The sequence below is a fragment of the Polynucleobacter necessarius genome, from assembly GCF_900095215.1.
GTDB classification, from domain to species: domain Bacteria; phylum Pseudomonadota; class Gammaproteobacteria; order Burkholderiales; family Burkholderiaceae; genus Polynucleobacter; species Polynucleobacter necessarius_H.
Genome location: NZ_LT606949.1, coordinates 1032080 through 1044592 on the forward strand (window position 1 = coordinate 1032080; position 12513 = coordinate 1044592).

General features: G+C 45.2%; 10 protein-coding genes and 6 pseudogenes. 8 read left to right on the forward strand and 8 right to left on the reverse strand.

Going from position 1 to position 12513, the window contains the following annotated elements; genetic code table 11:
• Window positions 1–13: 13 nt before the first annotated feature.
• Together DXE35_RS05620 and DXE35_RS05625 are read right to left on the reverse strand one after the other, a co-directional pair.
• Entirely contained in the window at window positions 14–1471 is a 1458-nt protein-coding gene (locus tag DXE35_RS05620) for an AsmA family protein (RefSeq protein WP_162784970.1), read from the reverse strand.
• 38 nt (window positions 1472–1509) lie between these two features.
• Window positions 1510–1815: an AsmA family protein gene (locus DXE35_RS05625; RefSeq protein WP_114689836.1), complete on the reverse strand. Its 306-nt coding sequence runs from the start codon at window positions 1813–1815 to the stop codon at window positions 1510–1512.
• A gap of 66 nt (window positions 1816–1881) precedes the next feature.
• On the opposite strand from DXE35_RS05625, the gene DXE35_RS05630 reads away from it, so the two are divergent.
• Window positions 1882–2226 carry a zinc ribbon domain-containing protein YjdM gene (locus DXE35_RS05630; protein ID WP_114689837.1) on the forward strand — a complete coding sequence of 115 codons (345 nt, stop codon included), beginning with the start codon at window positions 1882–1884 and terminating at the stop codon, window positions 2224–2226.
• Between the two features lie 35 nt (window positions 2227–2261).
• Here the strand turns inward: DXE35_RS05630 and DXE35_RS05635 are convergent, their stop codons facing one another.
• On the reverse strand, window positions 2262–2477 hold the full coding sequence (locus tag DXE35_RS05635) for a YdcH family protein (protein WP_114689838.1): 216 nt from the start codon (window positions 2475–2477) through the stop codon (window positions 2262–2264).
• A gap of 217 nt (window positions 2478–2694) precedes the next feature.
• On the opposite strand from DXE35_RS05635, the gene DXE35_RS05640 reads away from it, so the two are divergent.
• Window positions 2695–3414, forward strand: a complete 720-nt coding sequence (locus DXE35_RS05640; RefSeq protein WP_114689839.1) for a hypothetical protein — start codon at window positions 2695–2697, stop codon at window positions 3412–3414.
• A gap of 36 nt (window positions 3415–3450) precedes the next feature.
• On the opposite strand, the gene DXE35_RS05645 is transcribed toward DXE35_RS05640, so the two are convergent.
• Window positions 3451–3714, reverse strand: coding sequence for a hypothetical protein (locus DXE35_RS05645; RefSeq protein ID WP_114689840.1), 264 nt, complete (start codon window positions 3712–3714; stop codon window positions 3451–3453).
• 606 nt (window positions 3715–4320) lie between these two features.
• Between DXE35_RS05645 and DXE35_RS05660 the strand changes: the two genes are divergently transcribed.
• Both DXE35_RS05660 and ppk2 (DXE35_RS05670) read left to right on the forward strand, forming a co-directional pair.
• Complete coding sequence (locus tag DXE35_RS05660; protein ID WP_162784971.1) at window positions 4321–4707, forward strand: hypothetical protein; 387 nt, start codon at window positions 4321–4323, stop codon at window positions 4705–4707.
• A 371-nt stretch (window positions 4708–5078) separates the two neighbouring features.
• Window positions 5079–5816: pseudogene (gene ppk2, locus DXE35_RS05670) on the forward strand (polyphosphate kinase 2); the annotation flags it as partial.
• A 12-nt stretch (window positions 5817–5828) separates the two neighbouring features.
• Here the strand turns inward: ppk2 (DXE35_RS05670) and ppk2 (DXE35_RS05675) are convergent.
• From ppk2 (DXE35_RS05675) to DXE35_RS09770, 3 genes and pseudogenes are all read right to left on the reverse strand, one after another.
• Window positions 5829–6734: pseudogene (ppk2, locus tag DXE35_RS05675) on the reverse strand (polyphosphate kinase 2).
• A gap of 159 nt (window positions 6735–6893) precedes the next feature.
• Entirely contained in the window at window positions 6894–7088 is a 195-nt protein-coding gene (locus DXE35_RS10560) for a hypothetical protein (RefSeq protein ID WP_231970052.1), read from the reverse strand.
• Between the two features lie 6 nt (window positions 7089–7094).
• The gene (locus DXE35_RS09770) at window positions 7095–7403 is read right to left on the reverse strand and encodes a lysophospholipid acyltransferase family protein (RefSeq protein WP_197714056.1); all 309 of its coding nucleotides are present in this window, start codon (window positions 7401–7403) and stop codon (window positions 7095–7097) included.
• A gap of 292 nt (window positions 7404–7695) precedes the next feature.
• On the opposite strand from DXE35_RS09770, the pseudogene DXE35_RS05685 reads away from it, so the two are divergent.
• From DXE35_RS05685 to DXE35_RS05700, 4 pseudogenes are all read left to right on the forward strand, one after another.
• Window positions 7696–8496 (forward strand): annotated as a pseudogene (locus DXE35_RS05685) (UDP-2,3-diacylglucosamine diphosphatase); the annotation flags it as partial.
• A pseudogene (locus DXE35_RS05690) lies at window positions 8493–9521 on the forward strand (glycosyltransferase family 4 protein). The pseudogenes DXE35_RS05685 and DXE35_RS05690, both read left to right, overlap by 4 nt.
• A 29-nt stretch (window positions 9522–9550) precedes the next feature.
• Window positions 9551–9937, forward strand: a pseudogene (locus DXE35_RS05695) (diacylglycerol kinase).
• Between the two features lie 232 nt (window positions 9938–10169).
• Window positions 10170–10903, forward strand: a pseudogene (locus DXE35_RS05700) (GNAT family N-acetyltransferase).
• 69 nt (window positions 10904–10972) lie between these two features.
• Here DXE35_RS05700 and DXE35_RS05705 read toward each other — a convergent pair.
• Complete coding sequence (locus DXE35_RS05705; RefSeq protein ID WP_114690391.1) at window positions 10973–12454, reverse strand: Ppx/GppA phosphatase family protein; 1482 nt, start codon at window positions 12452–12454, stop codon at window positions 10973–10975.
• Window positions 12455–12513 lie beyond the last annotated feature (59 nt).

Consider the following 12513-nt stretch of genomic DNA (forward strand, 5'->3'; position numbering starts at 1 on the left):
AGCTGGGAACTTCTTACTTGCTCGCAGAGTAGATATCAGACCAAGGACGCAGCGCTGCTTTACAAGGCTGCGACTTGGTCGCCAAAGATTTGGCATTTTCAGCGGCGATACTAATTCCACCAGTCAAAAAGCCGAGCCCAATCGAGACGGCGCTATTAACAACACCAGCCTTGTTTACCCCAGTCTGAGGGTTCTGCAAGGTACCGCCGATATTAACGAGCCCCGCTAAATCTAGACCCGTTGTTAATCCTGACTTTTCTCTTGGGTTGATCTTGATATTTAAAGTCTCACTTGCCAGCTTGACCGAGCCAGACAGTGTGATACCCAAGCGGTCAGTCTCAACTCCAACCGAATTCTGAATATTCACTATGCCATTATTGATTGGCAAATATGGAACAGCACACTCCAACACGGTTTGATTAGATTTTTTATACAGTGGGTTTATCACATCAAATACAGTGATGATGAAGTCACCACCCTTATTAAGAAACTTCGCATCCAATGTGCTCAGGCCTACAGATACTTGGATAGCGCCAGTAGCGTGACTTAGTAACTGATGGGGACTCACGCCACTGCCCCGCAGATTCCAGGCCATATGTGCACTTCCACCAGCAACCTTCGCATTCGCATCTGTAGTGACAATCATTTGCTCCAAGGTAAAGCCGCTAGCGAGACCTTTAAAGGATATTTTGGGAGTCGGGCTATCAAAAGCAATGATGGCAATTTGGGCATGGGCACTGCCTTTACCAATATTAAAACTGAAATCATTTGCATCAATGCTATTTTTCTTAAATTGCAACGTCGTTTTGAAGTTTGAGAACGGGGTTTGCCCTGGGACGGCAAGTTCAGCAATATTGATATTGATAGAGCCGTCAGCCAACGGCAGAAAATCAAATGGCAACGGCTCATCTGAGAAAAAATATTTACCCTGAGCTTGGCGGACAGGAGCAGAGTGGGACTTTCCAGCGGAACCTGCAATAGCCGCAGATCCTGCTAATGGCGCTAAATCGAACGCTTTAGAGCGCAGATTGATATTCAAGTGCGGCAATACTTGCGGGTTCTTATCAATTTTGCCTGCAATAGCTAGCGACTTACCATTGAGCGTCAAAATCAGATCTAAATCCATTTTTACAGGCGTCTGATCCCATCCAAAGTAGGCGTCAAGAAGCGAGCTTGTTTTCCCTTGTAAATTCAGGCTGTGCTGAGCGTATTGCAGATCCATAAAAATTTCAGACTTACCGGCGTGACCGCTAAAAGAGAGCTTTGGAAGCTTGAATAACTTCTCAGCCTGACCGCCATCCTGATAGTGAATGCGGGCATCTGCGATATCGAACTCACTTAAAGAAGCAAACACACTGCTGCTGGTGTCACTGACCGTGGGCGAAGTTCCGGAGGTGGATGTCGCCATGGTTGGCGGGGTAAAATTCCAATTACCCACTCCAGCCTGATTGGCCTGCAGATTCACCTCCACGCTGGTGACACCTATTTTGCCAATTTCAACACGCCTCCTCAAAATAGCGGCAGCACTCTAATATCTAAATCAATTTTCCCAATCGTGAGCATATTGGGATTTCTGGCCCATGGCGCATTACTGAGGGAGATCTGCTCTGCACTCACACTAATCGATGGGAAAAGATGAAGGCTTACAGGACTGGTAATTTTTAAATCACGCCCAGTGGCTTCTTTGACAGAAGCACTCAGAAGCCTGGTTAATTGAGTAGGATTAATAAACGAAGCGGCATATCTGGTGCCGAACCCAACTGTCGCAAGAAAAGCGACAAACGCAATAAGAGAAATTTTCAGGGCTTTGCTCATCCAGCCATTCTAAAACGAGCATAGGTTACGAACCGCCACCAATCATCTCTAGACTAAAATAAGCACATGAGCACCGATAATTTACCGAAGTGTCCTGCCTGCCAGGAAGCTATGACCTACCCCGATGGGGAGAATTACATTTGCGCCCAATGTGGCCATGAATGGCCTATGGCAGCAGCCGCAGAAGAAGTAGAGGCTGGACTCATCGTCAAAGATGCGAATGGCAACCTTTTGGCGGATGGTGACACCGTTACCCTCATCAAAGACTTGAAGGTCAAAGGCTCATCCACTACCCTCAAAGTTGGCACCAAAATCAAAGGTATTCGCCTAGTCCCGGGCGATCACGAAGTGGATTGCAAGACCGAAGCAGGCAATATGCTGCTTAAAGCCTGCTTTTTGAAGAAAGCCTAAACTCATCAGAGCCTGGCTTTCTTCTATACAGAAGATTAGGCGCTCGCCTTTTTGAGAACTGCGTCGATCTGATCCTTGAGAAGAAGTTTCTCTTTCTTGAGGATCTCAATCTCCTCTGGAGTGCTTGGCTCGGAATGGGCTTCCATTCTTTGAATCTTCTGATCCAAATTATTGTGCTTATCAAATAAATGGGAGCAGTGACGATCTGACGTTCTCAACTTAGTAATGAGTTCGCGATATTCAGGCAACATAGATCCTCTTGAAGTTTTGGTTGTAAAAACTGCTCTTGCTCAGTTTAGCAATCCTATATTGCAAGAACAATGCCTATTGCCATCTTTTTTCTTGTGCCCCTCCCCTTGTAATCCGAAGGAAAAACCCCATATAGAAAAGACAATTTCCCGATGGGATTTGCAGTAATATCATCTAGTGCATTAAGCATAATAACTACCAAAAGAAGGGTAATAGGCCATGGCTACAAAAAAGTCTCCAGCAAAAAAGAAAGTAGCTACCACGGTGATAAAAAAAGCCCCTGCAAAAAAAGCTGTCAAGAAAGTTGCCAAGAAAGCGGTAAAACAAGCTTCATCCAACGCGCCAAAGGTAGATCAATATGGTCTAGAGCAAGATGATGAATTTTACGGCCTGTATTTTGCGCAGTCCAGCAACAAGGGACTAGTTGAAGTCAAGCCTTGCACCTTCTCTTTGATGCATTGGTGGAAAGGTTTGCTTGGCTATCCTGACATGATTGAAATCTCCAAAGGCAGCAATACTGCGATGCTGCAGTTTGAATCTACTTTTGGTGATGGTGATTCTGGCGAGACTGAACTGACAGAAAAAGATGTGTTAGATATTGACCACATCATCGAAGTTGATGAAGAGGAAATGCTGATCTCCCTCTACTCCTATGTGCCTATTCCGGTACCTGAGAAATTGGTTGGAGCATTGAGTCTAGCGATTTTGAACATTAATCCAGAAACTCGCTACGGCAGTCTAGAACTTTGCTCTACCGAGAATGAAGAAGACGAAACCGAGCATTTCTTGCGCTACCGTGCAGCAACTTATTTACGCGGCATCAAGTCTGGCAAGGTGGAAGCCATCGAAAGCATGGTTACCAATGGCTCTGAGCTCTTTGGTCTCGCTTTAGAGGCGATGTGCGTTAACAAGTCCATCAAAAAATGGTTGCTCAGCTAATCAAACGTCAATCCATGGTGAATTAACTAACCGCCACTACCTGCAAAGGTAGATATAAGTCAATGAAAAACGGTCAATGACCGTTTTTCTGCTTTCTAGAATCGCCACCGTTCTTTTGCCCTGCTTCTTGCATTCGGCAAGCGCGACATCCTGAGCCTCGCTCTCTTTTGCCGCTTTAGGAGCATGTACACCAATCATGCCATCAGACTGCTGATAGACACCAAAGTCGCTTTGCGGAGTTGAACAAGCAAACAGGCCTAAGCCCATACTCATCAGCATGACTTTATTGAAGGTTTTCATTGCATCCTCACTGTTACTGCAATATTAAAGCACCCAAATCGCAGTCGACGAAAGGCTTTACGATGATTCATTTATCTTGAATATTGGCTAAAAACATCATTAAATTCAATAACTTACATAAATTAATCCACTATATTTCAGAAACAGTCCGCTTCTTGGTTAGCCGTAAGGATGTGAGCGCCCAACCTCAGATGGCAATTAAACTAAACCCTCCTTGGCAATGCAAATTCACACTAAAAAAAGATCAAGTGCAATTTAGATTCATAACCTCGAAAGCAATTCCCCTCTTGCTATGTATTGCATTTCAACATTTTCAGGCAGCCCCTGTCGAAATCAAGGTACATGACGAGCTTATTACCGAGCATCATGAATCTGGCTTAGAAATAGAAACCAACTGATACCAACCAAGCGCCGCTCAAGGCATGAAATCCAATGTATTTCAGACTAGACTGGAGTATGCCTATGGCATTACTCCGAGCAGCGAAATCGCTATCAATGGCTTCTTCAGCAGATACAACGACATCACTTATGTGAATGGCGGCAAGATTAGTCAGATGTATATCCCCACTCATGATGAAGAAGGATACTGGCACTACGGGGTTAAAAATGAAATTGTGTACCTCAAGGATTATTGGAGGCGACCTCCAACTTTATTACGAAATGACACCCATTCTGGCCCTGCAGCTAGAAAAATGGCGCTTCACCATCAATCCTTCAGTGGATTTTGGCTTAAATAAAAGCGGTGGTATCGTCTTTGCCCCAACTGGAAAAATTGCCTACGTCATTACCCCACACACCTCGGTTGACGGAGAGTACTACAACGAAATGAGTAATACGACAAATGTATTCCCCATGGCCCAGCGGTTTAATACCGCCTATCTCGTCATCGATAGCAAGATTGATAAATTCAACATTAACTTTGGTGTAGGCAAAGGCACCAACCTCAATAGCGATAACTGGGTGATCAAACTGATTGCAGCCATTAGCTTTTAATCAAAGCCTAATTAAAGACACATAAGCGTCACATTCGCTTGCAAACACAAAGGATAGAACGTAGGATCAAGTAGTCGGCAATTAATATAGGAATAATCATGAGCCAAAACAATTAGTAAAACAGCTTTTCAAAAAAACTCGATAAATTAGAGTCTGATAGAGAGAAACTGATCGATAAGCTAGATAAAGCATTAGAAAAGTTGGACAAAAAAGAAGCCGCTAAGAAAGCACTGACCAAAAAAAAATCCGTAGCGGCAAAGAAATCGCCTGCTAAAAAAGCAACTCCCAGGAAAAAGCTCCTGCCAAAACAGCGAAACCTATCGAAGCGGTCTAATGGGTCAGAAGAATGAAAAAAAAATCTAGAGCAGTCTAGCTACGAATCCCAACTTCGACTATTGCAAATTGAGTTAGTAAAACTTCAAAATAATCTGATTAGTAACGGCGATCAAATTCCGATCATATTGGAGGGCCGAGATACTGCGGGCAAAGATGGCACTATAAAAGCCATCACCCAACATCTGAGCCCACGCGAAACTCGCGTTGTGGCGCTGAGCAAACCTTCTGATAGCGAGTCAGCCGAGTGGTATTTTCAGCGATACGTAGCTCAATTACCCAAAAAGGGTGAGTTCGTTTTGTTTAACCGCAGCTGATACAACCGCGCTGTGGTTGAGCGAATAATGAATTTTTGCACCAAAGATCAATACACCAACTTCATTGAGACAGTAAATGAATGTGAGTCCATCTTGGTGAGCTCTGGCATTACTCTACTCAACTATTATTTAGATATCTCCAAAAAAGAGCAGGCTATCCGTCTTCAAGATAGGGAGCAAGACCCGCGCAAGCAATGGAAAATTAGTCCAATTGATCAGCAAGCTCAGAAGAAGTGGAATGCCTATAGCCAATGCAGACATGACATGCTAGAAAGCACCAGCCCCAAAGATGCACCCTGGACAATTGTGAGAGCGAACGATAAAAAGTTAGCCAATTTAAATTTGATCCGAGAGCTGCTATCCAGGGCTTCGTATCCTGGAAAAGATAAAAGTCTACTCAAGGTTGATAAAGAGATCGCCTTCCAGTGGGATGGAAAAATCTCGACACTCGAAAAATAAAGTCTTAGAAACTTAGAAAACTTCTGGGACGTACATCTCGGGAGGCACTGGACCGCGCAGATAGTCTGGGTTGTGAACGCGTTTTGGCAAAGTAATCACCGGATGATCAATCTCTTCATATGGGATTTGACTAAGCAGATGGGTAATGCAGTTTAGGCGCGCTTTTTTTATCATTCGCGGCAACTACCCACCATGGCGCCTCAGGAATATGCGTACGCTCAAGCATGGTTTCCTTGGCTTTGGTATAGGCCTCCCAAAGTCTTCTCGCTTCTAAATCCATGGGACTCAATTTCCACTGCTTCAATGGATCATGAATACGCATCATGAAGCGGTTGTATTGCTCATCGTCCGAAATGGAGAACCAATATTTGATGAGAATCACGCCTGAGCTAATCATCATCTTCTCAAGATCAGGTACGGTTCTTAAGAATTCTTCATACTCCTCGCCAGTACAAAATCCCATCACCCGCTCAACACCTGCGCGATTATACCAACTGCGATCAAATAGAACTATCTCACCCCCTGCAGGCAAATGGGAGATATATCTTTGAAAGTACCACTGAGAGTTTTCTCACGTTCGTTAGGCGCCGGCAATGCGACAACCTTACAAACACGGGGATTGAGTCGCTGAGTAATGCGTTTAATCGCTCCGCCCTTACCCGCTGAATCACGCCATTCGAACAAGACCGCAACCTTAAGTGTATTAGCCACCACCCAGTCTTGTAACTTTACTAGCTCACCTTGGAGCCTAAAAAGCTCTCGAAAGTAAACATTGCGTGGAATTTGCGACTGACTGTCGCCATCAGGAGAAAGGCGATCATCATCGAGCTCCATTTCAAGCTCTTCATCCATGCTATCCAGAATTTCTTCTTGAGCACGGCGATAACACTCGGCCATTTCCGTATGCTTTGATGTCATTGATTTCTCACTCCTAGAATACATTTATAGCTAGAAATGATGACATTTTTATTACATAAGGCGCTGATTACCATTTAAATGACTGGAAATGGCTTCTTGGATATGTAGAGCCAACCACTTCCGATCCTTGGGTGCTGCTGGACTAGCCCCGGAGGGTGATCAAAAGATCAGCTCCACGACAAGTTTACGGTCATGCAATATCTTTGACATCGATTCAAGCAAACCCATGTCCCCGACAAAGGCGGCTGCATTACTTCCCTGGTCGGACTCTAGAGTTTGATAGGAAATCGCCAGGGAATACATGGGCACTTGAGCAATCACAGCAGATTCAAATAGATTCGGCTTGCAGGGCAAAACGTGCTACCCCACGGTAGACGTCCCCTCCGGAAAGATGCAGACAGACTTGGTTTCCAGAACCTTACCCACCTCGTTGGCGATATGTCTTCCATGACGAGTGTTGTCGCGCTTAATGAATAAGGTTCCCAGCTGATTTGCCGTCCAACCAAAAATAGGCCAACCCTCCACATCCGACTTCGCGACAAAACGGATGGGTTTATAGGCATTAATTGTATGAATATCCATCCGAGAAATATGATTTGCCGCAAGCAGGTAAGGAGTAGATGGAAGAATGTCTGCGTTTTTTAACTGTAATTGAATGCCAAAAAATATTGAGCAACTTTTTGGACCACTGTTGAATCAAGTTATTTTTTGGTTTTTCTATCAGAAAATGGAAAACGAAAAAATAGCGTTGCCAAACCGCCACCAACATGAACCCAGACCCGTTCCCAGGGCCAAGCTATAGCCCAAGATGCAAATGCAGCATATTTTGATGGAAGATTCTTACTCATATGGGTTAGCAATATAAATCAAGTTGAAGAAAAGATGGCGTCGTCATAAAACTGACTTCCAACTGTCATGCCAGTTTCATACTGGGTTGGCTTAATACTGTTTCACGATGCATTACAAAGCGATCTGGATTTCAGACGTACACCTAGGAACATCGGGGTGTCAGGCGAACTACCTTTTCGATTTCCTGAAGCATAACGAGGCTGATCAGTTCCACCTTGTAGGCGACATTATCGACGGCTGTAGGCTAACAAAGTCTTTCTATTGGCCACAATCACACAACGACGTAGTACAAAAACTCCTGCGTAAAGCACGCAAAGGTAGTGAAGTGCTCTACGTTCCCGGAAATCATGATTAAAGCGCCAGACAATTTTTTGGCCTCTCCTTTGGGGATGTGAAAGTAGTAGAAGAGATTACTCATATAACCTCAGATGGCAGACATCTATGGGTCACTCATGGCGATCAGTTTGACGGAGTGATGCAATACGCCAAGTGGCTTGCGTACGTTGGCGACACTATGTATTCCTTCATCCTTTACGTGAATCGCTACTTCAATATGCTGCGCGCCAAGATGGGCTTGCAGTACTGGTCACTCTCTCAATACTTGAAACATCAAGTCAAGAACGCAGTGAGCTATATCGCGGACTTTGAACACATTATGGCCAGAGAGGCTAGATTGCGCGGATGCGATGGTGTTGTTTGTGGACATATTCACAAAGCAGAAATACGCGAAATCGATAGCCTGCTGTATTGCAATGATGGTGACTGGGTCGAGAGTCTCACCGCTCTTGTAGAAACACAAACTGGCGAACTCAAAATCATTCACTGGCCACATATCAAAGGCGAGCCAGTTGAGTTTCCTGAACTTACCCTTCAACCTGCTATCGAATCACTCATCAAAGAGGCTGCACTATGAAAATCATGATCATTACCGACGCATTGGATCCGCAAGTAAATGGGGTTGTTTGCACACTAAAGCAAACTCGCGCTGAACTAACCGCGATGGGTCATGAAGTAGAAATGATCACGCCGAATGGATTTAAATCCATTCCATGCCAAACCTATCCCGATATTGCTTTATCACTATTTCCCGGCAAAGCAGTGGCTTGCCGTATTAAAGCATTTGCCCCCGATGCAATGCATATCGCGACCGAATGTCCTTTAGGTTTATCTGCGCGCGCATACGCAGTCAAGAATCAACTACCCTTTTCCACTGCTTACCACACACGTTTTCCTGGGTATGTCAAAGCGCGCACCGGCATTCCTCTGGAAATGACTTACGCATTTATTCGCTGGTTTCATAAGCCCTCAATGGCAGTCATGGCGCCAACCATTGTTGTTAAAGATGATCTTGAAAAGTACGGCCTCAACAATATAGTGCTCTTGTCAAGAGGGGTTGATTTAGATATCTTCAAGATGCAAGACTCAAAAGCACTCAATACTGCTCACCAGATTTTCTTATATGTTGGGCAGGTGGCCATTGAAAAAAACATCAACGCATTTTTAGAAATTGATTTACCAGGATCTAAATGAGTGGTAGGAGACGGTCCTGTGATGGCCGGAATAAAAGAAAAATATCCGGAAGTAAATTACCTTGTGGTACTGGAGCAGCCAGAGCTGGCAAAAGTATATGCAGCCGCTGATGTATTCGTATTTCCAAGCAAAACCGATACCTTTGGTCTCGTTTTATTAGAAGCGATGGCTTACGGCACTCCAGTAGCCGCTTATCCAGTCACCGGCCCTATTGACGTCCTCAGAAATTCCAATGCTGGCGCTATGAATGAAGATTTGCGTGAAGCTTGCATGCAGGCCTTCAAGATGCCTCGTGAAGTCGCACGTGCACATGCGGAAAAATTCTCCTGGAGAGCCGCTTCGGAACAGTTTGCAAATCATCTCAAGCCCGTACCCACCCCAGAAGTACACGTTACTGCACTTGCTTAAGAAAGCGCCATGAACCCCCCCCTTATCACATAGACCAAAATCCCCACAAATGGAATAGAGGTGTTGCCAGAGCATGGCACGCAGCTAAGAACTTTTGGTGCGGACTGGTTTATGCATTCTTAGAGGAAAGTGCATTTAGGCAAGAGCTCACTTTATTTGTTTTGCTCACACCGATTGCGATTGCACTGCCAATCACGCTGCTCGCAAAGTCTTGACTCATCTCTTCCTTGCTAATGGTTCTGGTAATTGAGCTCCTACACTCAAGTGTTGCGGCGGCGATTGATCGCATCTCATTTGATCACCATGACCTCTCTAAGCGAGCAAAAGATTTTGGCAGCTCCGCCGTCATGCTCGCCCTCTTAGTGGCAGCACTTTTGTGGTCCGCAGTATGCATTCCCTTAATTGTCATCATCTAAATAACTCATTAACTAAACAATCACTCTCCAAGGCTGACCATGTCTGATATCCCAAACCCAATTGGCTCATTTGAAATTTTTGCCCCCAAGAAAGTCAAATCTCTCAAAAGAAATAAGGCTAATACCCTCAAAAAAACTTCCCAAAAAGTTAGCAAAAAAACTGTTTGGAAAGAAATTTGTCACGAAGACGAGAGCTGAATTAAGAGAAGCCAATATCGAGCCCGCGATTCAAATAGAAAAACCTAAAAAGCCCTCTTTTCAAATCACCTGGGCTAGCACCCATGGCGATATCAAAGAAGCGCAAAGGCTGCGTTATAAAGTGTTTGCAGAAGAGATGGGTGCAAACCTACCAAGCAACGCCGAAGGTTTAGACGTCGATGAATTCGACGCTTATTGCGATCACCTATTGATTCGTGATCAAGATAGCTTGAAGGTAGTTGGCACTTACCGTGTATTACCTCCCCATAAAGCGCAAGAAATCGGACGCCTTTATTCTGACTCTGAGTTTGACTTATCAAGGCTGGATCATCTCCGTCCTAAATTAGTAGAGCTTGGCAGATCCTGCGTGCACCAAGACTATCGTTCTGGTGCTGTGATCATGGCGCTATGGAGTGGTTTAGCCCAATATATGCAAAAGAATGGTTATGAAATCATGCTGGGCTGCGCCAGCATCCCCATGGCTGATGGTGGTCACCTTGCAGTCAGCCTTTATAACTCTCTTAGCAATGATCAAATGGCGCCCACAGAGTTTCATGCCTTCCCATGCCTGCCTTTGCCGCGTGAGAAGTTAAATGGCGGGCTCGATGTACAACACCAACCCTTGCTTAAGGGATACCTGAAACTGGGAGCAAAAATTTGTAGCGCTCCAGCCTGGGATTAAGACTTTAATACCGCAGACGTATTAAAACGATGCTCAGACTTTCAGAAATTAACCCGCGTTATGCCAAGCATTTCCTGGGGCTTTAATTTTTGAGTTTCAATGAATTAAAAACCACTTCAGAACGAAGTGGTTTTTTTATGCGCACTGCGCTTCTATTACCTAAAGCTCACTTGATAAGAGCGGCCAATCCTCTCCCACTCCGCAGCCTCTTTTAGAAGACTAAACTCCGTTAGCGGATGCTCGGCAGCCCATTCTTTCGACAGGCCCACTAAATAAGAGCCATTATGCTCAGAAACTTTTACTTTCGGAAAGTTCGCGTCGCTACGACCACGACAGAATACTTGCGCTAATCGCAAACAAAATAGCATGCGCCAATCTTCAAAACTATGATTGTTGGCCAGCTTGCCAAGCTTACCGGTATGCCCAATGAGTAAGGCGGCAAGCCTTGCCTGATCGTTCTTCGAGAACCCTGGCATATCAGCATTGCCAACTATATAGGCTGAATGCTTGTGATAACCGTTATGAGAAATAGATAAACCAATTTCATGTAGATTGGCGGCCCACTGTAATAAGGCCACATTATCTGCCCTACTCTCCGACTCAGGTTTCGGCAATTGCTGCAGAAAATCTGCCGCCAAGTTACCCACTCTATCAGCCTGCTCTCGATCAACGGCATACCGCTGCATAAATTGCTCAACAGTCACATAACGCATGTCATGGTGTTGCGAGCGACCAAGCAAGTCATACAATACACCGCTGCGCAATGCGGCATCGGTCACCTCCATTGCTTCGATACCCAACTCATCGAAGACGGCCAGCATAATCGCCAAGCAACCTGGCCATACAGCGCGCCGATCATCTTTTAGGCCAATGAGCTCAACTTGATTGACATGCTCATACTTCAGCAGATGCTTTTTAAGATTCTTTAAACCATCACGGGTAATCAGACCACTGGCGCCATTGACGCGCCCCATGGTCAAGCCATCGCCGCTACCATTGAAATTGTTATTTGCAATCAAATCAGCCAAGGCTCTAGCGGTTCCTGAAGAACCAATCACCTGCTTCCAGCCACTTTGTAAATAAGCCCCTGAAATGACCTGTATTTCGCGGCGAGCAGCGAGCTCCGCTTCCTTGAAGGCATGAGCATCAATATTACCTCTAGGGAAAAAGCGCATGCTATGAGAAACGCAACCAATATAGAGACTCTCCATTAGCTTGGGCTCATAACCTTTGCCAATAATGAATTCGGTAGATCCTCCACCTATATCCACAACCAATCTGTTGCCTTGGACGGCTGGCACTTCATGCGCAGCGCCAATGTAGATGAGACGAGCTTCTTCTACTCCGGCAATCACCTCAATGCGAAAGCCCAAAGCCTCTTGAGCATCATCTACAAATTGCTGAGCATTCTTAGCCACACGTAATGTATTCGTAGCAACCGCACGAACATTCGCTGAGTCAAATCCGCGGATGCGCTCACCAAAACGCCGAATGGCTGTTAAGCCTCGCTGATAGGCATCGTTACCCAGTAGTTTATTTTCCGTAAGGCCAGCGGCTAAACGCACCGTTTCGCGCAATGTATCTATTGGACGTAGCTGGGTCCCCGAGTGAGTATTAACCGCCTGAGCTACCAGCATGCGAAAGCTATTCGACCCTAAATCCACTGCAGCCACAAGGTCTACGGAGTTCGCTGAGG